The sequence below is a fragment of the Pseudomonas sp. Bout1 genome (assembly GCF_034314165.1).
Classification (GTDB): Bacteria; Pseudomonadota; Gammaproteobacteria; order Pseudomonadales; family Pseudomonadaceae; genus Aquipseudomonas.
In genome coordinates, this window is record NZ_JAVIWK010000001.1 from 2,236,867 (window position 1) to 2,259,751 (window position 22,885).

The following is a 22,885-nucleotide window of genomic DNA, read 5'->3' on the forward strand; positions in this document are numbered from 1 at the left end:
TAGAATCCGCAACGCGCTGCTTAGTCGGCGCGTTTTTTTGCATCCGGTTCACCCTTTACGAGGGTAGCCACCTGGAGATAACACCCATGACTCAACCGATTGTCGTGGCGGCACTGTATAAGTTCGTCACCCTCGAAGATTACGTCGCCCTGCGCGAGCCACTGTTGCAGGCAATGGTCGACAACGGCATCAAGGGCACCTTGCTGATCGCCGAAGAAGGCATCAACGGCACTGTTTCCGGTAGCCGCGAAGGCATTGATGGCTTGATGGCCTGGCTCAAGAACGACCCACGCATGGACGACATCGACCATAAAGAGTCGTACTGCGACGAGCAGCCGTTCTACCGCACCAAGGTCAAGCTCAAGAAAGAGATCGTGACCCTGGGCGTCGAAGGTGTCGACCCGAACAAAAAAGTCGGCACCTACGTCAACCCGCAAGACTGGAATGCGCTGATCAACGACCCCGAAGTGTTGCTGATCGATACCCGCAACGACTACGAAGTGTCCATCGGCACCTTTGAAGGCGCGATCGACCCGAAGACCACCAGTTTTCGCGAGTTTCCGGACTACATCAAAGCCAACTTCGACCCGGCCAAACACAAGAAAGTCGCCATGTTCTGCACCGGTGGCATTCGTTGCGAAAAAGCCTCGAGCTACATGCTCGGCGAGGGTTTTGGCGAGGTGTATCACCTCAAGGGCGGCATCCTGAAGTACCTCGAAGAGGTGCCGCAGGCAGAAACCAAATGGCAGGGCGACTGCTTTGTGTTCGACAATCGGGTGACCGTGCGCCACGACTTGAGCGAAGGCGACTACGATCAATGTCATGCCTGCCGCACACCGGTCAGCGTAGAAGACCGTGCATCCGAACACTACGTGGCTGGCATCAGTTGCCCGCATTGCTGGGATAAGCTTTCCGAGAAGACCCGTCGCAGCGCGATCGACCGGCAAAAGCAGATTGAACTGGCCAAGGCCCGCAATATGCCGCACCCGATAGGCTACAACTACAAGCAATCTCCATCCTCCGAGGCCTGAGCCATGTCCGCGCGCCTGCTCTATGTAATGGATCCGATGTGCTCCTGGTGCTGGGGTTTTGCCCCAGTGGCCAAGGCGCTGGTTGAGCAGGCCCAGGCCGCAGGCGTGGAGCTGCACCTGGTGGTGGGCGGCTTGCGCACCGGCAGTGGCGCGGCGCTGGAGCCGACTACCCGGCGCTACATTCTTGAGCATTGGCAGGCGGTGACCGACGCCACCGGCCAGCCGTTCAAGGTCGAGGGCGCGCTGCCTGAAGGGTTTGTGTACGACACCGAGCCGGCTTGCCGCGCCGTGGTCACCGCCCGCAGCCTGGCGCCGGATTGCGCTTGGAAACTGTTGGGCCTGATCCAGCAGGCGTTCTACGTCGAGGGTCGCGACGTGACCCGCGCCGACGTACTGGTGGAGCTGGCCGAGACCGCCGGCGTGCCGCGTATCGAGTTCGCCGAGGCTTTCGACCGGGCCGACCAGCATGCGGCCACCGCGGCAGATTTCACCTGGGTCCAGGATTTGGGCATCGCCGGTTTCCCGACTTTGCTGGCAGAGCGTAATGGGCAGTTGGCGCTGCTGACCAACGGCTATCAGCCGCTGTCCGAGTTGTCGCCCTTGCTGAGTCGCTGGCTGGAGCGAGCTGCCTGTGCATGATCAGCCAGATCCCGTAGAGCAACCCAAGCGTGTTGACCGCCTGACCTGGGCCGAAATCCGCCGACTGGCCCTGCATCACAAGAAATCCCTGTGGGTCGCCAATGGCGTTGCCGTGCTGGCGACCCTGTGCAGCGTGCCGATCCCGTTGCTGCTGCCGTTGCTGGTGGATGAAGTGCTGCTGGGTCACGGCGACGCTGCACTGAAGGTGATGAACCACGCGCTGCCCCTGGGTTGGCAGAAGGCCGCCGGTTATATCGGCCTGATGCTGCTGGTGACCTTGCTGTTGCGTTGCGGCGCCCTGGTGTTCAACGTGTTGCAGGCGCGCTTGTTTGCGCGGCTGGCCAAGGACATCGTCTATCGCATTCGCGTACGGCTGATCGAGCGCCTCAAGCGCATTTCCCTCAGCGAATACGAAAGCCTGGGCAGCGGCACGGTGACCACACACCTGGTCACCGACCTGGACACAGTCGACAAGTTTGTGGGTGAAACCCTCAGTCGTTTCCTGGTGGCGATGCTCACATTAGTGGGCACCTCGGGCATCCTGATGTGGATGCATTGGAAGCTGGCGCTGTTGATCCTGCTGTTCAACCCGTTGGTGATCTACGCCACGGTGCAGTTGGGCAAGCGGGTCAAGCACCTGAAGAAGCTGGAAAACGACAGCACTTCGCGGTTTACCCAGGCGTTGACCGAAACCCTCGATGCGATCCAGGAAGTGCGCGCCGGCAACCGCCAGCGCTTTTTCCTCGGGCGCCTGGGCCAGCGTGCCCAGGAAGTGCGGGATTTTGCGATCAATTCCCAGTGGAAAAGCGACGCGTCGAGCCGCGCCAGTGGCTTGCTGTTCCAGTTTGGTATCGACATTTTCCGCGCCGCGGCGATGCTGACGGTGCTGTTTTCCGACCTTTCCATCGGCCAGATGCTCGCGGTGTTCAGTTACCTGTGGTTCATGATCAGCCCGGTGGAACAACTGCTGAACCTGCAATACGCCTACTACGCAGCGGGCGGGGCGCTGACGCGAATCAACGAACTGCTGGCCCGCGCCGATGAACCGCAATACGCCGGTGGCGCCGATCCGTTTACCGGGCGCGAGACCGTTGGCATCGAGGTGCGTGGCCTGAACTTCGGCTACGGCGAAGACCTGGTGCTCGACCAGTTGAACCTGAACATTGCCCCGGGTGAAAAAGTCGCAATCGTCGGTGCCAGTGGCGGCGGTAAAAGTACCCTGGTGCAACTGTTGCTGGGGCTGTATACACCGCAGGCGGGCACCATCCGCTTTGGGGGCGCGACCCAGCAGGAAATCGGCCTGGAGACGATTCGCGAAAATGTCTCCGTGGTGCTGCAACACCCCGCGCTGTTCAACGACACGGTGCGCGCCAACCTGACCATGGGCCGCGAGCGCAGCGACCAGGCGTGCTGGCAGGCACTGGAAATTGCCCAGCTGGACGCAACCGTCAGGGCGCTGCCATTGGGCCTGGACAGTGTGGTGGGGCGCTCCGGCGTGCGCTTCTCCGGCGGGCAGCGTCAGCGCCTGGCCATTGCACGCATGGTGCTGGCGGAGCCAAAAGTGGTGATACTCGACGAAGCCACCTCGGCGCTCGATGCGGCGACCGAATACAACCTGCATCAGGCGCTGGCGCGGTTTCTCAGTGGCCGTACCACCTTGATCATCGCCCACCGGCTGTCGGCGGTGAAGCAGGCGGATCGGGTATTGGTGTTTGATGGCGGGCATATTGCCGAAGATGGCGACCATCAACAGCTGATTGCTGATGGCGGCCTGTACGCCAAACTTTACGGTCACTTGCAACAAGTGCGGTGATTTAGCCTACGCTGAACTATCAGGAGCGGTTTTCACTCGCGTGCGTATTTTAGTAGTGCATGTGCAAGGGACCTCATGAAGCAAAAGCAGACTCTCGGAACCCCTCGGTTATTGGGCATCGTCTGGCCCTTTATCGCCGTTGTACTGTTCCAGGCATTGTTAGGCTGCGTCAGTCTTTACGTGCTCTCGGCGGTGCGCGGGTATGTGGCGGGCGAAAGCCTGTGGTCCAAGGGCCAGAAAGACGCGATCTTTTACCTCACGCTGTACGCCGATAACCGCGACGAAGCCACGTTCCTCAAATACCAGAACGCAATTGCCGTGCCCCAGGGCGGGCATGAGCTGCGGCTGGCCCTCGACCGCCCGACCCCGGACCTGACCGCAGCGCGCCTGGGCATCCTCAAGGGCGGCAACCACCGTGACGACGTTTCCAGCCTGATCTGGCTGTACCTCAACTTTCGTCATTTCAGTTACCTGGAAAAAGCCATCGAACTGTGGACCGTGGGCGACGGCTACCTGGTGCAGTTGGACGACCTGGCGCAGGAGATGCACCGGGCGATCCTGGCCCGCCAGGTCAGCAGCGCCGACGTGCGCAGCTGGAAGGAGCGGATCTTCGCCATCAACGACGGTGTGACACCGGCTGCGAAGGCCTTCAGTGATGCGTTGGGCGAAGGCTCGCGGATGATCCTGCGCCTGCTGCTGGTGACCAACCTGGCCACGGCACTGGGCTTGATCGTGCTGGCGCTGCTGCGCACCCATAAGTTGTTGGCCCAGCGACACGCATTTGCCGATGCCCTGCAACTGGAGAAGGAGCGGGCGCAGATCACCCTGGAGTCGATTGGCGACGGAGTTATCACCACCGATGTCGACGGCGCCATTGCCTATATGAACCCTGCAGCCGAGGCCTTGACCCATTGGAGGGCCGCCCAGGCCCAGGGGCTGCCACTCGCCGCACTGTTCAACCTGCTGGATGAAAATGCCCAGGACGACGGCTTTACCCTTATCGAACACATACTGAGTGGGCAGCTCGGCGGTGGCAGCGAGCATTCGAAGCTGATCCAGCGCCTGGACGGCACCACGGTGTCGGTCACCCTGGTGGGGGCGCCGATCCGCAGTGCCGGCAAAGTGGTCGGTGCGGTGCTGGTGCTGCATGACATGACCCAGGAACGTCAGTACATCGCCAACCTGTCCTGGCAGGCGACCCACGACGCGTTGACCGGCCTGGCCAACCGCCGCGAATTTGAATTTCGCCTGGAACAGGTGTTGCACAATGTCGGGCGCCAGCAAACCGGGCGCCACGCGTTGATGTTCCTCGACCTGGACCAGTTCAAGCTGGTCAACGACACGTGCGGGCATGCGGCGGGTGATGAACTGTTGCGGCATATCTGCGCCCTGTTGCAGTCCGACTTGCGCGAAGGCGACACCCTGGCCCGGCTGGGCGGCGACGAGTTCGGCATCCTGCTGGAGAACTGCCCGGCGTCGGTGGCGGAAAAAATCGCCGAAAGCCTGCGCCATACCGTACAAAGCCTGCACTTTGTGTGGAAAGGCCGGCCGTTTGTCACCACGGTAAGTATCGGCCTGGTGCACATCACTCAAGTCCCGACCACCCTGGAAACCTCGCTGCGGGCCGCCGACATGGCGTGCTACATGGCCAAGGAGAAGGGCCGCAACCGGGTGCAGGTGTACCACGCCGATGACTCGGAATTGTCCCTGCGCTTTGGCGAGATGGCCTGGGTACAGCGCCTGCACATGGCCCTGGAAGAAAACCGTTTTTGCCTGTACGCCCAGGAAATTGCGTCCCTGGGGCACACGGAGCGGGGCGCCGGGCATATCGAAATACTGCTGCGCCTGCATGACGAAGCAGGGCGGATCATCCTGCCGGACAGTTTTATCCCGGCCGCCGAACGTTACGGCCTGATGACATCCCTGGATCGCTGGGTGGTGGAAAACGTGTTCAAGATCATCGCCGGCTGCATGCGTGAGCGCCCGGGCCGGCCCATGGCCATGTGTGCGATCAATCTGTCAGGCATTACCATTGGTGATGAGGACTTTCTCGGGTTTTTGCGTGAGCAGTTCAAAGCCTACGGCATCCCACCAGAAATGATTTGTTTTGAAATTACAGAAACCAGCGCTATTTCGAATTTGGGTAGTGCGATTCGTTTTATTAACGAGCTCAAAGAGTTAGGCTGCTATTTCTCCCTGGATGACTTCTGCGCCGGGATGTCCTCGTTCGCATATCTTAAACATTTACCTGTAGACTTCTTGAAGATCGATGGAAGTTTCGTAAAGGATATGCTGGACGACCCGATTAACCGCGCAATGGTCGAAGTGATCAATCACATCGGCCACGTCATGGGTAAGCGCACAATTGCCGAATTTGTCGAGACACCCCAGATCGAACAAGCCTTGCTTGAGATCGGGGTTGACTATGCTCAGGGCTACCTGATCGAGCGACCGCAGTTGTTTACCTTTGATAGTTTGCAGTGTCGACCTGTGCGACCGCAGCCTCTGTTATTCAGGGCGCCTGGCACGTTCCGATGAAACATTTGCTGGTCTGTACATATCACACATCAAAAGGAGCCCGACAGTGATCGACACATTCAACAGAACCGGCCCGCTTATGGAAGCCTCGAGTTACCCCGCCTGGGCGCAACAGCTGATCCAGGCCTGTAGCGAGAGCAAGCGCCGCGTTGTCGAACACGAACTGTACCAGCGCATGCGCGATAACAAGCTCAGCGCCAAGACCATGCGTCACTACCTGATTGGTGGCTGGCCAGTGGTTGAACAGTTTGCGTTGTACATGGCACAGAACCTCACCAAGACCAAATTTGCCCGCCATCCTGGGGAGGACATGGCGCGCCGCTGGCTGATGCGCAATATTCGTGTGGAACTCAACCACGCCGATTATTGGGTGCATTGGGCCCGCGCCCATGGCGTCAGCCTGGAGGAGTTGCAGGCACAGGAGGTTCCGCCGGAGCTGCATGCACTGAGCCATTGGTGCTGGCACACCAGCTCGGCCGACTCGCTGATTGTCGCGATTGCCGCCACCAACTACGCCATCGAGGGGGCCACTGGGGAGTGGTCCGCCGTGGTGTGTTCCAGCGGTGTCTACGCCGCGGCTTTCCCTGAAGAAGACCGCAAGCGCGCCATGAAGTGGCTGAAGATGCATGCCCAGTATGATGATGCTCACCCGTGGGAAGCGCTGGAAATCATCTGCACCCTGGCCGGCATGAATCCGACCAAGGAACTGCAGGTAGAGCTGCGTCAGGCGGTGTGCAAGAGCTACGACTACATGTACCTGTTCCTGGAACGTTGCATGCAGTTGGAAAAATCGGTGGCCACCACCCCCCGCAAACAACCGGAACTGGTTGCCAGCGAGGCGTAAACGGTGTGATGGCGGGGTAGCTTACCCCGCCATTGCCAGGCGATTGCGGCCTTCGCGCTTGGCCACGTACAAAGCACTGTCTGCCCGGCGTAACAGACTTTCGGCCGACTCTGCGGCCAGCAAGGTCGAGCAGCCCAGGCTCACTGTCAATTCGATACGTTCCTCATCCGCCCAATAATCCTGAGCCTGTGCCGCCTGGCGCAAGCGCTCGCCGACCATCGACGCCGCGTCCCGGCCGGTATTCGACAGCAGGATCAGAAATTCTTCCCCGCCAAACCGAAACACCATGTCCACATTGCGCAGTTGGCTTTTGATCGAGGCGGCGACCGCCTTGAGCACCTTGTCGCCTGTGGCATGACCGTGGCTGTCGTTGATGTGCTTGAAATGGTCGATGTCCAGCATCAGCAAGGACAACGGTTGCAGGTGCCGCCGGGCCATGTCGATTTCCCGTTGCAGGGTCTGGTCCATGGCGATGCGGTTGCCGGTTTCGGTCAACGGGTCGCGCAGGGCGCTACGGGTGGCCGCGCGATAGAGCAGGGCGTTGCGCATCGGGTAAAGCAGGGTGGCCAGCAGTGACTCCAGGTTGGCCAACTCGTCTTCGATGAAGCGCTGGTTGCGCCGAAATACCAGTTCGCCGAGGTGTTCGCCTTCGTGGCTCAGGGCATAGCTCACTGAGTGATGCCCACGGTGGCCATATTCCAGGCGCAGGTCGCTGGCTTCGTGACGATATTGCAGGGCGTCCAGCGGCACCAGGCGTTGGATCTCGCGGAAGAACAGCGCAAGAATGTGCTCCGGCTCCAGGCTGGTTTGCAACTGCATGCCCAGTTGCTGGCGAAGTTGCGCAACCGTGGCGGGGCGTCGTGTGAGAAGGGAAGGCTGACCAAAGCCCAGGCGTTGCAATTTGGCGCTGTCGAAGTCAATTGCGTTGGTCTGGGTCGGTGTTTTCATAAGCGTATGAGCCTCTAAGCACAAAACTGTCTTACAGGCTGGGTGAGAGCGTCGTACTGTTCCTTCAGTTCCGTAGGACTGACGTACAGTCTAGCCCGGTTTGCTTGAGGGTATAACTGCCGCACGTCTTATAGCCGGGGCCGCGTTGCCGCTGGCCCCGGTGTGGGGCTTATTGTTTTTGCGGGTCAAACTGCTTGTCGCGGATAAACAGCGCCGGAATCACGCCACAGATAAAGTACGCGCCGCCCATCACCAAAAATCCTACGCCGATCGAGCCATGGGACGCCAAAAAACCAATGGCGGCCGGTGCCACTGCCGCACCGATCCGGCCAATGTTGTAGGCTCCGCCCACTGCCGAACCGCGAAATTTCGCTTCGAAGCTTTCGGTCATATAGGTCGCGTTCACGCCGTAGGGAATGCCGTACAGGAAGCCGAACACAATCAGCATCCACAGGATGTTGTCCGGGCTCTGGAACAGTACGATCACTGGCAGGAAAATCGCCGTGCCCAACGCGCCCACTGTGAACACCAGGCGCCGGCCCAGCCGGTCTGCCGCGAGCCCGGCGAGGATCTTGCCGAAAATCATCGCCGCGTAGGTGCCGACCATGTAACTGGTCATCGACTTGAAGTTCATCCCCAGCTCGCCTTCCAGGTACGACGGCATCCAGTTATTGACCCCGTAGTAGCCGAACTGCAGGAAGCCTGCGGTCAACGCCCAGAGGATGAACATGCGGCTGGCCTTGGGGTCGCTGAAGATCAGCTTGAACATGCCGTCGGGTTTCTTCGCCGACACGCGCTTGATGCCTTCGGCTTTTTCCCGGGCACGTTCGGCTTGTGCCTTGATCCAGGCTTGCGGCTCCGGTACCAGGCGTTGCATCAGTACGGCGAGGATCACCGGGATGATTGCCACATAGAACAACCAGCGCCAGCCGTGGCTGGGCAAGATCCAGCCGGCGAGCAGCGTGGCGACGATGTACCCCACCGACCAGCCTGCCTGCAGGGTGCCGAGCACGGTGGTGCGGTAACGGGTCGGGACGTACTCGGCCATCAGCGTGTTGCACGCCACATACAGCGCGCCCAGCCCGAGGGAGGCGAAAAAGCGCGTGCTCGCGAACTGCCAATAGCTGTGGGTCATGCCCAGGATCGCGGTACCGACGGAGAACAGCACGATGCTCCAGACCACGGTTCTCACCCGGCCAAAACGGTCACAGGCCCAGCCGCCGTAAATCCCGCCGATGGCCATCCCGGCCAGGGTAAAACTGCCCAGGCTGCCGGCCTCGACACTGGTCAGGCCGAACTCGGCCTTGAGGCTGCTGAGGCTGTAGGACAGCAGCATCAGGTCTGCACCATCGATCAGCAGGCCGAGGAAGCAGAAGATGAACACGATGATCCACAGATTGTTTTTCGCGGGCGACAACGCACCCGCCGAAGTGGCGACTTCCATAGCGATACCTTGTTGTAGTTGTTAGGGCACAAGTTATGGGTGTTGCGGTAATACGGTTGGAACACGGTCACTGTAGGAGCTGGCTTGCCTGCGATGCAGACAACTCGGTCTGGCAGTAACACCGCGGTGATGCCATCGCAGGCAAGCCAGCTCCCACATTGGTTTTGTGTTGTTCCCGAGCGTTAGCGTTTGGCCTCGCGAATCATGTTGCGGGCAATCACCAATTGCTGGATTTGTGTGGTGCCTTCGTACAGCCGGAACAAACGCACATCGCGGTAAAACCGTTCGATGGCGTACTCGCTCACATAGCCGGCGCCGCCATGGATCTGCACGCAGCGGTCTGCCACGCGGCCACACATCTCCGTGGCGAACATCTTCGAGCAGGACGCCTCGGTGCCGATATCCAGGCCTTCGTCACGTTTGCGCGCCGCGTCCACCACCATGCAGCGGGCGGCGTAGATCTCGGCCTTGCTGTCGGCGAGCATCGCCTGGATCAGCTGGAACTCGGCAATCGGCTGGCCGAACTGCTTGCGCTCCAGGGCGTAGTGCAGGGCATCGTTGAGCATGCGCTCGGCAGCTCCGACGCTGACGGCAGCAATGTGCAGGCGGCCCTTGTCGAGCACCTTCATCGCGGTCTTGAACCCCACCCCTTCGACGCCGCCGATCAACTGGTCGGCTGGTACGCGCACGTTGTCAAAAATCACGTCACAGGTGTGGGCGCCTTTCTGGCCCATCTTGTGGTCGCGCTTGCCCAGGGACAACCCCGGCGTATTGCGCTCCACAATGAATGCACTGATGCCGCCCGAGCCCTTGATGTCCGGGTTGGTGCGGGCCATCACGGTGTAGATGCCGGCATGGGGGGCGTTGGTGATGAAGCGCTTGGTGCCGTTGATGACGTAGTGGTCACCGTCGCGCACCGCCGTGGTTTTCAGCGAGGCGGCGTCGGAGCCCGAGTCCGGTTCGGTCAGGCAGAACGAACTGAGCAGTTCACCGCTGGCCAGCTTCGGCAGGTAGTGCTGCTTTTGCGTCTCGGTGCCGTCCAGCAGGATACCGATAGAGCCGATGCCGTTGTTGGTGCCGAAGTAGGAGCGGAATGCCGGCGAGGTGCGGCCCAGCTCAAAGGCCACGTTGACCTCTTCTTCCATGGTCAACCCGAGGCCGCCGTAGGCTTCGGGCAGGGTCAGGCCGAACAGGCCCAGCTCACGGAACTGGCTGACGATATCCGCCGGGACGTCATCGGTCTCGGCCAGCTCGTTTTCCCGGGGGATCAGCGCTTCGTTGACAAACTGCTGGAGGGTTTCCAGCAACAGGTGAAGCGTTTCGGGGTCTCGGATCATGTGCATTCCTCAGCGGCCCGTTCAGCGGGCCTGTTATCGTCAATCTGCCGAGGCCGTGCACCGATCTGTCTAGCGGGCGGCGGCCTCGATGTTGTTCACCATGTGCTTGAGACGGGGCCCGATGTCGTCCTCGAGTTTCTCCCGGGAAAGGTGAAAACTCGGTCCGCCACAGTTGAACGTCAGCAGCCCATGTTGTGCATGCAGCAGCGGTACGGCGATGGCGTTTACATCGCGGTGCCACTCACCGATCGACATGCAATAGCCAAAATCGGTGTAATCGCGGAAGGCGCGTTCCAGGCCCTTCCTGATGCCCGGCCAGTCCTCCAGATGACGCTGGCGGATATGGTCGAGGATAAATTCCCGCTCGTTTTCCGGCATCGCTGCCAGGCAGGCGCGGCCTGCGGAACTCAAGTGCAACGGCAACCGCGTGCCGACCTGGCGGCGCATGGTCATGTTGGCTTCACCCTGGACCACATCCAGGTACACCATATCCAGGCGGTCCCGCGTGGCCATCGCAACGGCGGCCTGGGCGTAGCTGGCCATCGTCTCCATCAGCGGATGGGCTACAGCCCGCACCGACAGGTTGGAAAGCATCGCGTAACCGAAGGCCATCACGCCTACATCCAGCTGATACCGGCCCGACTGCGGCAGGTGCTTGAGATAGCCCAAGCGGGTCAGCGTATGGGTCATCCGCGTGATCGTCGGCTTTGGCAGCCCGGTCTTGCGCGCCAGCTCCTGGTTGCCCAGCACGCTTTCGCTGGGGGTGAAGCAACGCAACAATTCCAGGCCGCGGGCCAGGGCAGTGACGAACTGGCGGTCCTTGTCTTCCTCCTCGTCGGCATTCATCGGGTCGATCAGCAAGTGCTCGAACGCGTGGTTGCCGGCCGGTGTTTCGGGTGTGCTCGGGTCCAGGTTTCGACGGCGCATGTTAGTCCCCCTTTTTTTATAAAATCAACAAAACAAAATTGTATTCCGCACAGCGAAACTAAGCAACTCACCAGTGGAACGCTTTTTTGTTTAATAAAACTCGGCTAAACAACAAGTTATCGCCCGATTTGCCGGTCGGTCAGGTTTTTACGTTTACATCACGACAGGTCGGTCCTTATGATTATCGCTAAATACGGAATGATGTTTCGCATAGCGAAACTGTCTATCTCCGAACTAACAAGAACATTGCAGCAGGAGAACTTGTGGCCAGTCTCGACCTACCCGTGGTGCACCTCGACGTCCAGGACAATGGCGTCGCCGTGGTACGCATCCACCGTCCTGAAGTGAAAAACGCCTTGAACGCCCAGGTTCGCGAAGAGCTGGCCGAGCATTTTCGTGCTTTGGCCAAGCGTCGTGATGTGCGCGCCATCGTGCTCACTGGCGGCGATCAGTTCTTCGTGGCCGGTGCCGACATCAAGGAGTTCGCCAGCGCCAGCCCGATCGAGATGTACCGCCGGCACACCGAGTACTTGTGGGAAGCCATCAGCCGCTGCCCCAAGCCGGTGATCGCCGCAGTGAATGGTTTTGCCCTGGGCGGCGGTTGTGAGTTGGCCATGCATTGCGATCTGATCGTGGCCGGTGAGTCGGCGCGGTTCGCCCAGCCCGAGGTCAAGCTGGGCCTGATGCCGGGCGCCGGTGGTACTCAGCGCCTGGTGCGCGCCGTGGGTAAGTTCCAGGCCATGCGTATCGCGTTGACCGGCTGCATGGTCAAGGCGCCGGAGGCCCTGGCCATGGGCATGCTCAGCGAAGTGGTGGCGGATGATCAAACCATCCCCCGCGCCCTGGAACTGGCCGCACAGATTGCCGCCTTGCCGCCGCTGGCGGTGGAACAGATCAAGGAAGTGATGCTCGCCGGCGCCGACCTGCCGCTGGAAAGCGCACTGGTATTGGAGCGCAAGGCCTTTCAACTGCTGTTCGATTCGGCAGACCAGAAGGAGGGCGCCGCGGCGTTCTTCGAAAAACGCACCGCGAACTACCTGGGGGAATAAGGATGACCGATTCAATCAAGATCATGGGCCTGGTAGGCACCGGCGTGATGGGCGCCGGGATTGCACAAATTGCCGCCCAGGCGGGCGTGTTGGTGCGCTTGTTCGATGCCCGCGACAGTGCGGCGCAGACCGCTCGGGACAACCTTGGCGCCACGCTTTCGAAACTGGCCGCCAAGGGCAAGATCACCCAGGTGGCGATGGACGCAACGCTTGCGAACCTGCAAGTCGCCGCCACGGTTGAAGCGTTGCGCGATTGCGATTTGGTGGTGGAAGCTATTGTCGAAAACCTCGACGCAAAGCGCGGCCTGTTGCAGCAACTCGAAGGTGTGGTCAGCGCGCAGTGCATCCTCGCCACCAACACCTCGTCGCTGTCGGTCACGGCCATTGCCACCGGCTGCCAACACCCTGAGCGCGTGGCGGGGCTGCACTTTTTCAACCCGGTGCCGTTGATGCGCGTGGTTGAAGTGATCGATGGCCTGGCCACTGCGCCGAAGGTCGGCGATGAGCTGTTGGCCTTCGTCGCCCGCACCGGCCATCGCGGCGTGCGCGCCAAGGACACCCCGGGTTTTATCGTCAACCACGCCGGCCGTGCCTACGGCACCGAAGCCTTGAAGATGCTTGATGAAGGCGTTGCCGAGCGCGGTGATATCGACCGTATCCTGCGTGACGGCGCAGGCTTTCGCATGGGGCCACTGGAACTGCTGGACCTCACCGGGCTCGATGTTTCCCACCCGGTGATGGAGTCGATCTACAACCAGTTCTATCAAGACCCGCGCTACAAACCGTCGCCCCTGACCCGGCAGATGCTGGCGGGCGGGCGCCTGGGGCGCAAGAGCGGGCAGGGCTTCTACCGCTATGAAAATGGCCAGGTGCTCGACGGCCCGCAACCGCAGCCGGTGCCCTCCATCAAGCAATTTCCGCCGGTGTGGATCGCCACCGAAAACGCTGACGACTACGAGCGCCTCAGCGCCCTGGTGATCGAACTGGGCGCGCACCTTGAAAGCGCCGCGCAGCCCTCGCCCGAAGCGTTGTGCCTGCTGGCGCCTTACGGCCTCGACGCCACCTCGGCCAGCGAGCGCTTCCACACCGACCCGGCGCGCACCCTGTGCATCGACCTGCTGACCGACCTGTCGCGCCACCGCACCCTGATGCAAAACCCGCTGACGTCCAGCGCCATGCGCGAGGCCGCCCACGCGCTGCTCGCCCGAGATGGCGTGGGTGTGACGGTGATCAGCGACAGTGTCGGCTTCGTCGCCCAGCGTACTCTGGCGATGGTGGTCAACCTGGCCTGCGACATCGCCCAGCAACGCATCGCCAGCGTCGACGATATCGACCAGGCCGTACAACTCGGCCTGGGTTACCCACAAGGCCCGCTGGCCTGGGGCGATGCCCTTGGGCCACGGCGCATCCTCACGATTTTGCAACGCATGAGTGAACTCACCCACGACCCACGCTATCGCCCCAGCCCCTGGCTGCGGCGGCGTGCGGTGCTGGGGATTTCACTGCGTCATCAAGAGCCGGCAGTCGGCTGATTTCGATTCATCACAGGACAAGAATAATGGGTGCATTGACAGGTTTGCGGGTGCTGGATTTAAGCCGGGTATTGGCGGGGCCCTGGTGTGGCCAGGTGTTGGCTGACTTGGGCGCAGAAGTGATCAAGATCGAACGGCCGCAAAGCGGTGACGACACCCGTGGCTGGGGCCCGCCATGGATGAAGACCGACACTGGCGAGTCGTCCGGGCAGGCGTCTTATTACCAGTCCACCAACCGCGGCAAGCTCTCCGTGGCCATAGACCTCGCCACGAGCGAAGGCCAGGAACTGGTGCGGGCGCTGGCGGCCAGTTCCGACGTACTGATCGAAAACTACAAGGCTGGTTCCCTGGCGCGCTACGGCCTGGATTACGCGACCCTGGCCGAGATCAATCCACGGCTGGTGTACTGCTCCATCACCGGCTTCGGCCAGACCGGCCCGCGTGCCGAAGAGCCCGGGTACGATTTTATCATCCAGGGCATCGGCGGCTTGATGAGCATCACTGGCGAGCGCGATGACCTGCCCGGCGGCGGCCCGCAAAAAGTCGGCGTGGCGTTCTCCGACCTGATGACCGGCCTGTATTCCACCGTCGCGATCCAGGCTGCGCTGTTCAGCCGCGAGCGTACCGGCGTCGGCCAGCACATCGACATGGCACTGCTGGACGTGCAAGTGGCAACCCTGGCCAACCAAAGCATGAACTACCTGGCCTCGGGCAAGGTGCCGGAACGCTATGGCAACGCCCACGCCAACATCGTGCCGTACCAGGTATTCCGCGCTGCAGACCGCGACTTCATTATCGCCTGCGGCAACGACAGCCAGTTTGTTGCGCTGTGCCACAGCATCGGCTTGCCGCACCTGCCGCAAGACCCGCGCTTTGGGCGCAATGCCGATCGGGTTGCGCACCGGGCGGAGATTGTCGAACTGCTGTCGGCGCACTTTCTGGGGCGCACGGCGGACGAGTGGGTGGCGAGCATTCACGCCTCGAAAGTGCCGGTGGGCGCGATCAATAGCATCGCGCAATCGTTGGAAGAACCGCAGGTGATTGCCCGTGGGTTGATGGTGAAGATTGCGCATCCAAAGAACCCGGAGTTCGCCATGGTGGGCAGCCCGATCAAGATGTCGGGCACGCCGGTGGAGTATGTGAGGCCGGCACCGATGTTGGGCCAGCATACGGATGAGGTGCTTGGTGAGCGGCTGGGGTTGTCGGCAGAGCAGTTGAGGCAGCTCAAGGCGGGTGGGGTGATCGAGCAGTTGGACTGAGCAATGGCGGCCGGGAAGGCCGCCATCATCACGGTTTAGCGCGCGACTTCTTTAAGGTAGGTGTTTCGGGCAGCTACGGCAGTCGGTGTGAAATCTGTAAACACACCATCAACACCGGCCCGGAAGAAAGCCATGTACTCGACCGCCGGGTTGCCCTTGTAGGCGCCGGCCAGGTACTTCGCTTCGTTGCGGAAGGTGAAGATATGCACGAACAGACCGGCTTTGTGAGCATCGCTGATCAGGCGGGTGGGCTTGAACGTATCGACCTCGGGCAAGCCTGGGTTTTGCGCTGAAGCGGCGGTCAGCAACATCGCTTGTGGCTTCCACGGCCCGATGCCATCGGCGTAGGTCTTCACCTCGGCCAACCCGGCTGGCGTCAGCATCGCACCAAAGGCGCGTGGGTCGCCGGCGACGGTCCAGCTATAAGGCCGGCCGCTGACGAAGGTGTTGGGTTTGTCGGTGATAAAAATGGTCTCGCCGGTCTTGAAGTTCACACCGTTCCCATCCACCAACTGCACCGCCCGGGTTTGCAGGCCGATAGAGCGCAGGTACTTCAGGCTGTTTGGGTCGAAGCTTTGCACAAACACCGGTGCGTTTTTGCGATTGAGGTTGTTGTCTTTCAGAGTCTTGAGAAACGCCGCTTCAAACGGATGAGTGCCCGGTGCGCCGCAACCATTGGCAATGGCCTGGGCGTTGTTCCAGATCGGGTTTTTGCTTTCCGGGTAGGTGGTAATCACACGGCCTGTGGCGGCGCTTTTGGCTTTGGCAATGTCGATCACTTCCTGGAAGCTCAGGATCGGCAACTTGCCGTTGAGTTCGGTGGGGCGCTCGTCGCGGGCGTCGTACGTCGTGCCGCCGAGCCACTGCTTGAGTTCGGCCAGGGTGAAATCGCTGATTGACCAGTCGTTGGTGTGGTCTTCGCCATCCACGATCAGGGATTTCAACACCGATTTTGGATCGTTGGGATTGGTCAAGTCGCTCAGGTACTGGGCCGGGCCATTTTCTGCGGTGGCGGGATACCTCACATTAACCAATACGCCCGGAACCGTGCGCTTGCGGCGCGCAACCTCTGGGTTGGTCTGCGCGACGTCGTTGATGTTGGTGTTGTCACTCAGCCACGGGTTGTGCCGGGCCACCAACACGCAGTCCTTGGTCATGTGCAGGTCCAGCTCAAGCGAATCGGCACCCGCGTCGGCCGCATGCTCATACGAGGCCCGGGTTTCTTCCGGGTACAGCCCCGGCAGGCCGCGATGCCCGATCACCAGGGGCGGTGCACCGTCCAGGGTTTTGAACGAAGGCGAAGCGGCAGGCGCGCTCCCGGTCACACTGTCACACGCGCTCACCATCAGGCTGCATCCGATAACGATAAAGCGGGCGAGCAGGGTTTTTGCCGCTGGCGGGCCTGAGCGAGTGTGCATGTGTCGTCCTTAAAGAAGAAGGTAGGGGCAGGGTATCTGCGGATGTTGGCGTTGACGTATGACAGAGTCGTGACAGGAAGTGGAGCGATGATTTTCCTGCGCGGTGCGCCCACGGCGAGCACAAATATCACCGAAAGCTTGACTTCTCCTTTTCAATCAGTAACATACGGCGCATTCCGCGATAGCTCAGTTGGTAGAGCAAATGACTGTTAATCATTGGGTCCCTGGTTCGAGTCCAGGTCGTGGAGCCATACAAGGTTCCAGAGAACGCTTTCAAAATCTCTGAAACCCCCGAAAAACCCGCCTTCTGGCGGGTTTTTTCGTTTTGGCGTTCTGTCGGATTCCGGTGGATACCAGTTCGATCATGGCACTGATCGGTAAATGTGACGGACGCAATTTTGGCTATGGTCGGCAACTGAGCTATGCCGGGCCGCAAGCATTGAGAGATCTACAGTGTGTCGCTGCATTTGCGTTTTCCCTCCTTTGCCTTGTAAGGAAAAACAGCGCAACTGAATATCAGGTGCGCTTGATGTATTGCGTCGCGAACTTTTCGCTGGGTTTAGAAGGTGTATTTGAAGCTCGTCATGAAGTTACGCGGCGCCCCGTATACGCTCCAACTGTCAGCATAGGCATAGTAGGAACGATCAAACACGTTGTTGACATTGAGCGTGGCGCTGAGGTTTTTGCTGATGTCGTAACGGGCCATCAGGTTGGTCAACGCATAGCTGCCTTGTTCAAACGTGTGCAAGTCCATGCCGGTCTTGCTCTGCCAATTCACGCCGCCGCCCACCGTGACCTTATCCAGTACGCCAGGGAGGCGATAGGTCGTGAACGTCTTCAGGCTGTGGCGTGGGCTGGTGGTGACGATGCGCTCATCGTCGGCGTTGGTGCTGACACTGTAGGCGTAGCCAGCTGACGCCTGCCAGCCTTCACTCAGTTCACCGTTCAGCTCCAGCTCGACACCCTTGGTCGTCGTGCCCTGTTCTGCGCGATAGATGTCTGGAGCTCGTACGTAGACCGGCAAGTTGTCCTGGTCAATCTTGAACAGGGCCAGGCTGGCGTTCAGCCTGTCTTCGTTGAAGCTGCCCTTGATCCCGACTTCATAACCGGTGCCTTCCTGCGGATCCAGTGGTTTGTTGTTATCGTCTTTGATGCCATAGGTCTGAGGATTGAAGATTTTGGTATAGCTGGCGTACAGCGACCAGGTGCTGCTCAGGTCATAGACGATACCGGCGTAAGGCAGGAAAATCCCATTACGGGTTTCTTTGCTTTCGGAGTTCTGGCTGGCATCCGTGTAGCTGATAACTTCGTTCGAGCGTTTCCAGTCGGTCACGCGGCCGCCAAGGATCACGGCAGTGTCATCGGTGACGTGGAAGCGTGAGGTGAGGTACGCCGCGTACTGGTTTTCTTCGATACGGGTTTTGCCGACAGTCGTGGTGTCAGGGCGATTGGCGCCGCTGCCGTTCCAGTTGTAAATGTTGGGTACTGTACCGTCGTAACCGGTCCACGGGCCGAACCAGCCGCCGTGACTTGGGGTGTTTTCGTCATACTGAGACATGGTTACGCCGGCGATCAGCTCATGCTCGCGGCCGAACAGGTTGAACGGGCCAGTCAGGTAGGCGTCCAGGTTGTTCTGGCGCGGGGTCCCGGACCAGCGGTTGGGGTACAGGTAGGCGCCGGCACCCGTTGCCTGGTCGATATCGCCGTTCATGTAGTTGATCAGCTCATCGAACTCGTTCTGGGTGTGGCTGACTTCGACCTTGCCGCTCCAACCATTGTTGAACTGGTGCTCAATGGAGGTAAAAACGTTGGTCTGCTTACGGTCGTTGTATGCCCAGTCCGGAGCGCTGTTGGCGGAACGGCTAAAATCAGTGCGGTTACCGTTGCTGTAGAACATCTGGAAACCGGTCCGCAGAGGATCGTTGACCTGGTTGTTGATGTAGCTGAAGCCCGCGGTCAGCATGGTAGCGTCGCTGAGGTCGAACTCGGAAATACCGTAGACCAGTTGCGAATCGGTTTTTACCCGGTCAACCCAGGAATTCTGCTTCTTGTAATCCACCACCAGACGCCCGCGAATGTTACCGCTGTCGTTCAAGGGGCCTGACACGTCAAAGCCTGTACCATAGCGATCCCAACTGCCTGCCTCGCCGGTGATGCTGGCCTGGGCCTCAGCAGTCGGGCGCTTGCGGATCAGGTTGATGGTCGCCGACGGTGTGCCAGAGCCGCTGATCAGGCCGGTGGCGCCACGCACCACTTCAACGCGGTCGTACATGGCGGTGTTCTGAGTATTGTTATCCAGGCGTGATGAGGTGGGCACACCGTCGATTTCAAAGTTGTTGATCTGGAAGCCACGGGACCAGTAAGTATCGTTCTCGGCGCCTACACCGACACGTAATACGGTGATGCCGGGTGTCGCCTCCAGAACTTCGGTCAGGTTGGTGAGTTTCTGGTCATCGAGACGTTGACGGGTAATCACTGTGACCGACTGCGGCGTTTCCTTTTGAGTCAGGTTCAGCCGCGTCGAACTGCTGGAGGAGTCTGTGGTGTAAGAGCCTGTGGCTTCGGTGGTGGAGCCAGGCGCCTTGCCGGAAATCGATATTGCGCCCAGCTCAAGTGCGCCTCCCGCGCCTGGCTGCAACTGATAGCGTCGCTCGCCGGTCTGCACCACCGTCAACTCACTACCTGCCAGTAAAGTGTGTAGTGCCTGGTCCACGGTGTAGCTGCCGTGCAGCGCCGGGCCTGTCTTGCCGGCGATCAGCGCGGCATTGCCCGCCAGGTAGATTCCGGATTGGGCGGCAAGCTGGTTGAGTTGGTCGACAAGGGCGCCAGCGGGCAGATCGAAACGCTGCGCGCTTGTCTGTCCAGCGGCTGTCGCGGGTGATGCTACGCTCAGACTAGCCGGTATGGCCAAGGCCAGGGTAATGGTCAACGCCAAGGATTGTGGTGAGTTACGCAGAAATGAGGGCATAAACAGTTCCGGTCGAAGGAGGCATTAAGCCGTTGTCCTTCTCTAATTCGAATGAAAATTCAAAACCGGAAGCACGGGAGCGAAAAAATATCAGCGCGCAACCACCGTGACCCACCAGGCAAATCGCCGCTCGATGCGCACGGGCAGCACCTGCTCGAGCATGGCCAGTACCTGATCGGTGTCCTCCAACGGGAAGGTACCCATGACCCTCAGGTTGGCAACCTGCGGGTCAATCCCCAGATGTCCATGGCGATAGCTGGCCAACTCATCGATAAAGTCTCCCAGGCGCATATCGTTCGCCATCAACACCCCTTTTATCCACGCTTCGCGCCCGGGCTGGGCACGTTGCGTTGTGGACAGGCTTTGGCGGTCGAAGTTAACACCCTGACCTGCTGGCACGACGAGAGTTTGTTGGGTGACGCCACAGCTGACCTGCACGCTGCCTTCGTACACGTTGAGTAACGTGCGGCCATCATGTTCTCGCACGCTGAAGCGCGTGCCGATTGGGCGTAGACGACCTTGCGGCGTGTCCACCACGAACGGCCGAGGATCGTTGCCGGTACTGATCAGGATTTCGCCGCTGTAAAGTTTCAATTCGCGCTGGTCGGCGCTGAAATTCACATCCAGCGCCGTACCGCTGTTAAGCCAAAGGCGTGTGCCATCGGCCAAGCGCTGGTCACGCAGTGGGGTGGTACCGGTGTAAAAGTCGGTGGTCCAGTTCCCTGGCAGCCAACGCTGCTGCCAACTGCCCCAGCCCAGCAGTGCACCCCCCATCAGGATCGACAAGCCGCGCAATACCTGGCGGCGTGAGCGCTGGGAATGGCGCAAGGTTTCCAGCGTCTGGTTGGCCCCCGCGATATCCTCCTGTAACGGTGCAAAACGCTGCCCAACGCGTGCGACATAGCTCCAGGCCAGGCGATTGAGTTCACTATGGGCATGCCATTGGCGCCAGGCCTCATGCAGCTGCAAAGCATTGGGTTCTGCGCTCAGGCGGGCAAACCAGTCGGCGGCTTGTTGCAAGGTGGCATGGTCGAGGCCGCCAGGGTTGGTGCTCATAACAGCGCTCCGTCCAATTCGGCTTCCAGTGCTATGCATTGGAACATGGCCTGTCCGATGTATTTGGTGACGGTGCGCTCGCTCACGCCAATGCGCAGCGCAACCTCGCGATAGCTCAAACCTTGGATATGCGCCAGGCAAAACGCCTCTGACACTTTGACCGGCAGGCGATCGAGCATTGCCTGCAAATGCACCAGAGCTTCAAACACTAAGGCGCGGTGTTCTTCAGACGGTGCGTACTCCTCAGGCCGACTCGCCAATACCTCAAGCCACGCTTGCTCCACGTGCTTGCGCCGAAAGAAATCCACACACACGTTGCGCGAAAGCGTGCTTAGGTATGCGCGCGCATGCACCTCGCTGTCGAACTGACGCGGGTGGCCCAACAAGCGCACAAACACATCGTGGGCGAGTTCGGCGGCATCACTGACATTGCCGAGTTTTCGCGCCAGCCAGCGCTGTATCCAGCCGTGGTGAGCGACGTACAAGCTGCCAACGCTATACGGCGGGGCACCCGACTCAGGGAGATGAGGCATCGAAAATTCTTACGAATGGGAATTATTACCAATAGTAATAGGGAAAACTTAACACCACAATGGGGAGGGAATGTGCTTCGGATCGAAGCTATGTCTCCGTTCGAATGAATTTGGTTCGCGCAGCCCGCCGGAGGACAAAGTGCCGTCTAACGTTTGAGTCCAGGTCATGGAGCCAGACATTGAGAAAAGCCTGCAGCGATGCAGGCTTTTTTTGCCTTGAATTTGGCCGGTGCGAGGGTGGGCACGGCGGCGCGGCGGACCATACACAGGATGCGTATATGAGTGCGCTGGTCTACAGCTTTTTATGGGAGACGTTGAACGCTAATTGTCCTGGCCCGTTGCCAGCCTCAGTGCTCGATACGCCTCCACTAGCTGGTCGAGCGTAAACCCAAGGTTTCTGCCGCTGGGGTTAGGCAGGATCCACACCGCCGCACTCCCCAGCGGGTGCGGCTGCAACCCCCACGCAATCTGCCGCTGCCCGCTCAGTGCGGCATACGCCGCCTTTCCCAGAAATGCCAAAAAACGCGGCGCATAACGTGTGATCTTGCGTTCAAAACTCACCGCCGCCGCCGTGAATTCATCCGCTGACAATTGATCTGCCCGGGCCGTGGGTCGCTCTACCACGGTAGTCAGCCCGCACTGGTACTGCAGGATCGTCTGGTCGTTTTCCGGCTGCACCTCATGGGGCGTAAACCCGGCCAGGTGCAGCGTGCGCCAGAACCGATTGCCCCTGCCCATAAAGTGATGGCCGCTGGCGGCGGCTTTCAGGCCCGGGTTTATCCCGCAGAAAACCACGGCCAGGTTCTCCGCCAGAATATCTTCCAATCCCTCCTTCATCCGCAGATGACCTGCACGGCATTGCGTGCCAGGGCGATCAACTCGGCGTAGGGCTTGCCCGCCCGTGCGCGAATCGAAAGGCTGTGCACCAGGGACGAGGCGAGCACTGCGACCGCTGCGGGATCGGTACCGGCTTTCAATTCTCCGGCCTCGATGGCCGTGCGCAAGCGGGTTTCGAGATGGGCATCGAGTGCGTCGAGGCGCTGCAACAGCACCGCGCGAATCTCGGCATCCTCGACCGCTTCAGTGGTGGCGGTGCCGATGATGAAGCAGCCCCGTGGCTCGCCATCGCCCGAAAAGTAGATCGACAACTGGCCTTCATAAAGGCGCATCAACGCGTCGGCCAGCGTCAGGCTCGGGTCGTCCAGCGCTGCGTCGATGGCGGCTGAAGCGAGGCCCCAATATTGCTCGAGCGCTTTGAGGTAGATCGCGTGTTTGTCGCCGAACGCCGCGTACAGGCTTGGCCGGTTCATCCCGGCAGCACTGGCGATGCCGTCCAGTGAGGCACCGCAATAGCCGGTATTCCAGAACACCCCGAGGGCTTTTTGCAGCGCTGTTTCAGGATCGTAGGCGCGCGGGCGGCCACGGCCTTTTGCCTCTGTGATCTTTTTTTGTGCCATGGCGTACAAAAATCCTTGAGTAGAGGTGAGCGGGTCGATATTCTTACATCATCGCACAAAATTAAAGCCTCAGAAATCCCGGGCTCAACAAA

General features: G+C 60.2%; 18 protein-coding genes, 1 tRNA gene and 1 pseudogene. 10 read left to right on the forward strand and 10 right to left on the reverse strand.

From position 1 onward, the window contains the following. Positions 1–86: 86 nt before the first annotated feature. The 5 genes from RGV33_RS10230 to RGV33_RS10250 all read left to right on the forward strand — a co-directional run bounded on the left by RGV33_RS10230 (position 87) and on the right by RGV33_RS10250 (position 6,865). Entirely contained in the window at positions 87–1,031 is a 945-nt protein-coding gene (locus RGV33_RS10230) for a rhodanese-related sulfurtransferase (protein WP_322144161.1), read from the forward strand. A 3-nt stretch (positions 1,032–1,034) separates the two neighbouring features. After that, positions 1,035–1,670: a DsbA family protein gene (locus RGV33_RS10235; RefSeq protein WP_322144162.1), complete on the forward strand. Its 636-nt coding sequence runs from the start codon at positions 1,035–1,037 to the stop codon at positions 1,668–1,670. Further along, positions 1,663–3,483: an ABC transporter ATP-binding protein gene (locus tag RGV33_RS10240; protein WP_322144163.1), complete on the forward strand. Its 1,821-nt coding sequence runs from the start codon at positions 1,663–1,665 to the stop codon at positions 3,481–3,483. The genes RGV33_RS10235 and RGV33_RS10240 overlap by 8 nt, the downstream gene beginning before the upstream one ends. A 75-nt stretch (positions 3,484–3,558) precedes the next feature. Beyond that, positions 3,559–6,021: an EAL domain-containing protein gene (locus tag RGV33_RS10245; protein ID WP_322144164.1), complete on the forward strand. Its 2,463-nt coding sequence runs from the start codon at positions 3,559–3,561 to the stop codon at positions 6,019–6,021. A gap of 79 nt (positions 6,022–6,100) precedes the next feature. Next, on the forward strand, positions 6,101–6,865 hold the full coding sequence (locus RGV33_RS10250; protein WP_416152114.1) for a TenA family transcriptional regulator: 765 nt from the start codon (positions 6,101–6,103) through the stop codon (positions 6,863–6,865). A 21-nt stretch (positions 6,866–6,886) separates the two neighbouring features. On the opposite strand, the gene RGV33_RS10255 is transcribed toward RGV33_RS10250, so the two are convergent. From RGV33_RS10255 to RGV33_RS10270, 4 genes are all read right to left on the reverse strand, one after another. Further along, positions 6,887–7,813, reverse strand: a complete 927-nt coding sequence (locus RGV33_RS10255; protein WP_322144166.1) for a GGDEF domain-containing protein — start codon at positions 7,811–7,813, stop codon at positions 6,887–6,889. Positions 7,814–7,982: 169 nt separating this feature from the next. Further along, positions 7,983–9,257 carry an MFS transporter gene (locus tag RGV33_RS10260; RefSeq protein ID WP_322144167.1) on the reverse strand — a complete coding sequence of 425 codons (1,275 nt, stop codon included), beginning with the start codon at positions 9,255–9,257 and terminating at the stop codon, positions 7,983–7,985. Positions 9,258–9,439: 182 nt separating this feature from the next. Further along, the gene (locus RGV33_RS10265; RefSeq protein WP_322144168.1) at positions 9,440–10,594 is read right to left on the reverse strand and encodes an acyl-CoA dehydrogenase family protein; all 1,155 of its coding nucleotides are present in this window, start codon (positions 10,592–10,594) and stop codon (positions 9,440–9,442) included. A 69-nt stretch (positions 10,595–10,663) separates the two neighbouring features. Beyond that, the gene (locus RGV33_RS10270; RefSeq protein ID WP_322144169.1) at positions 10,664–11,521 is read right to left on the reverse strand and encodes an IclR family transcriptional regulator; all 858 of its coding nucleotides are present in this window, start codon (positions 11,519–11,521) and stop codon (positions 10,664–10,666) included. A gap of 263 nt (positions 11,522–11,784) precedes the next feature. On the opposite strand from RGV33_RS10270, the gene RGV33_RS10275 reads away from it, so the two are divergent. The 3 genes from RGV33_RS10275 to RGV33_RS10285 are packed head-to-tail and all read left to right on the forward strand — an operon-like array spanning position 11,785 to position 15,361. Next, positions 11,785–12,570: an enoyl-CoA hydratase gene (locus RGV33_RS10275; protein ID WP_322144170.1), complete on the forward strand. Its 786-nt coding sequence runs from the start codon at positions 11,785–11,787 to the stop codon at positions 12,568–12,570. Between the two features lie 2 nt (positions 12,571–12,572). Beyond that, positions 12,573–14,102: a 3-hydroxyacyl-CoA dehydrogenase gene (locus tag RGV33_RS10280; protein WP_322144171.1), complete on the forward strand. Its 1,530-nt coding sequence runs from the start codon at positions 12,573–12,575 to the stop codon at positions 14,100–14,102. A 26-nt stretch (positions 14,103–14,128) separates the two neighbouring features. Further along, a complete protein-coding gene (locus tag RGV33_RS10285; RefSeq protein WP_322144172.1) occupies positions 14,129–15,361 on the forward strand; it encodes a CaiB/BaiF CoA-transferase family protein in 1,233 nt (410 codons plus the stop codon). A gap of 35 nt (positions 15,362–15,396) precedes the next feature. Here the strand turns inward: RGV33_RS10285 and RGV33_RS10290 are convergent, their stop codons facing one another. Continuing rightward, positions 15,397–16,779, reverse strand: a complete 1,383-nt coding sequence (locus tag RGV33_RS10290) for a glycerophosphodiester phosphodiesterase family protein (RefSeq protein ID WP_322144173.1) — start codon at positions 16,777–16,779, stop codon at positions 15,397–15,399. Positions 16,780–16,954: 175 nt separating this feature from the next. Here RGV33_RS10290 and RGV33_RS10295 point away from each other — a divergent pair. Beyond that, positions 16,955–17,030, forward strand: a tRNA-Asn gene (locus tag RGV33_RS10295). 113 nt (positions 17,031–17,143) lie between these two features. Next, a pseudogene (locus RGV33_RS10300) lies at positions 17,144–17,230 on the forward strand (integrase); the annotation flags it as partial. Between the two features lie 108 nt (positions 17,231–17,338). On the opposite strand, the gene RGV33_RS10305 reads toward RGV33_RS10300, so the two are convergent. The 5 genes from RGV33_RS10305 to RGV33_RS10325 form a co-directional block, all read right to left on the reverse strand. Further along, entirely contained in the window at positions 17,339–19,747 is a 2,409-nt protein-coding gene (locus tag RGV33_RS10305) for a TonB-dependent siderophore receptor (protein WP_322144174.1), read from the reverse strand. 90 nt (positions 19,748–19,837) lie between these two features. Then, a complete protein-coding gene (locus RGV33_RS10310; RefSeq protein ID WP_322144175.1) occupies positions 19,838–20,803 on the reverse strand; it encodes a FecR domain-containing protein in 966 nt (321 codons plus the stop codon). Continuing rightward, complete coding sequence (locus RGV33_RS10315; protein WP_322144176.1) at positions 20,800–21,336, reverse strand: sigma-70 family RNA polymerase sigma factor; 537 nt, start codon at positions 21,334–21,336, stop codon at positions 20,800–20,802. Before RGV33_RS10315 ends, RGV33_RS10310 begins: the two co-directional genes overlap by 4 nt. A 321-nt stretch (positions 21,337–21,657) precedes the next feature. After that, complete coding sequence (gene mug / locus RGV33_RS10320) at positions 21,658–22,173, reverse strand: G/U mismatch-specific DNA glycosylase (protein ID WP_322144177.1); 516 nt, start codon at positions 22,171–22,173, stop codon at positions 21,658–21,660. Beyond that, a complete protein-coding gene (locus RGV33_RS10325; RefSeq protein WP_322144178.1) occupies positions 22,170–22,793 on the reverse strand; it encodes a TetR/AcrR family transcriptional regulator in 624 nt (207 codons plus the stop codon). Before RGV33_RS10325 ends, mug begins: the two co-directional genes overlap by 4 nt. Positions 22,794–22,885: the final 92 nt, after the last annotated feature.

Excerpts from the sequence above, each read along its gene's own strand:
- RGV33_RS10230 (WP_322144161.1), top strand. The coding sequence starts at position 87 with ATGACTCAACCGATTGTCGTGGCGGCACTGTATAAGTTCGTCACCCTC.
- RGV33_RS10235 (WP_322144162.1), top strand. The coding sequence starts at position 1,035 with ATGTCCGCGCGCCTGCTCTATGTAATGGATCCGATGTGCTCCTGGTGC.
- RGV33_RS10245 (WP_322144164.1), top strand. The coding sequence starts at position 3,559 with ATGAAGCAAAAGCAGACTCTCGGAACCCCTCGGTTATTGGGCATCGTC.
- RGV33_RS10250 (WP_416152114.1), top strand. The coding sequence starts at position 6,101 with ATGGAAGCCTCGAGTTACCCCGCCTGGGCGCAACAGCTGATCCAGGCC.
- RGV33_RS10255 (WP_322144166.1), bottom strand. The coding sequence starts at position 7,813 with ATGAAAACACCGACCCAGACCAACGCAATTGACTTCGACAGCGCCAAA.
- RGV33_RS10260 (WP_322144167.1), bottom strand. The coding sequence starts at position 9,257 with ATGGAAGTCGCCACTTCGGCGGGTGCGTTGTCGCCCGCGAAAAACAAT.
- RGV33_RS10265 (WP_322144168.1), bottom strand. The coding sequence starts at position 10,594 with ATGATCCGAGACCCCGAAACGCTTCACCTGTTGCTGGAAACCCTCCAG.
- RGV33_RS10270 (WP_322144169.1), bottom strand. The coding sequence starts at position 11,521 with ATGCGCCGTCGAAACCTGGACCCGAGCACACCCGAAACACCGGCCGGC.
- RGV33_RS10280 (WP_322144171.1), top strand. The coding sequence starts at position 12,573 with ATGACCGATTCAATCAAGATCATGGGCCTGGTAGGCACCGGCGTGATG.
- RGV33_RS10285 (WP_322144172.1), top strand. The coding sequence starts at position 14,129 with ATGGGTGCATTGACAGGTTTGCGGGTGCTGGATTTAAGCCGGGTATTG.
- RGV33_RS10290 (WP_322144173.1), bottom strand. The coding sequence starts at position 16,779 with ATGCACACTCGCTCAGGCCCGCCAGCGGCAAAAACCCTGCTCGCCCGC.
- RGV33_RS10305 (WP_322144174.1), bottom strand. The coding sequence starts at position 19,747 with ATGCCCTCATTTCTGCGTAACTCACCACAATCCTTGGCGTTGACCATT.
- RGV33_RS10310 (WP_322144175.1), bottom strand. The coding sequence starts at position 20,803 with ATGAGCACCAACCCTGGCGGCCTCGACCATGCCACCTTGCAACAAGCC.
- RGV33_RS10315 (WP_322144176.1), bottom strand. The coding sequence starts at position 21,336 with ATGCCTCATCTCCCTGAGTCGGGTGCCCCGCCGTATAGCGTTGGCAGC.
- mug (WP_322144177.1), bottom strand. The coding sequence starts at position 22,173 with ATGAAGGAGGGATTGGAAGATATTCTGGCGGAGAACCTGGCCGTGGTT.
- RGV33_RS10325 (WP_322144178.1), bottom strand. The coding sequence starts at position 22,793 with ATGGCACAAAAAAAGATCACAGAGGCAAAAGGCCGTGGCCGCCCGCGC.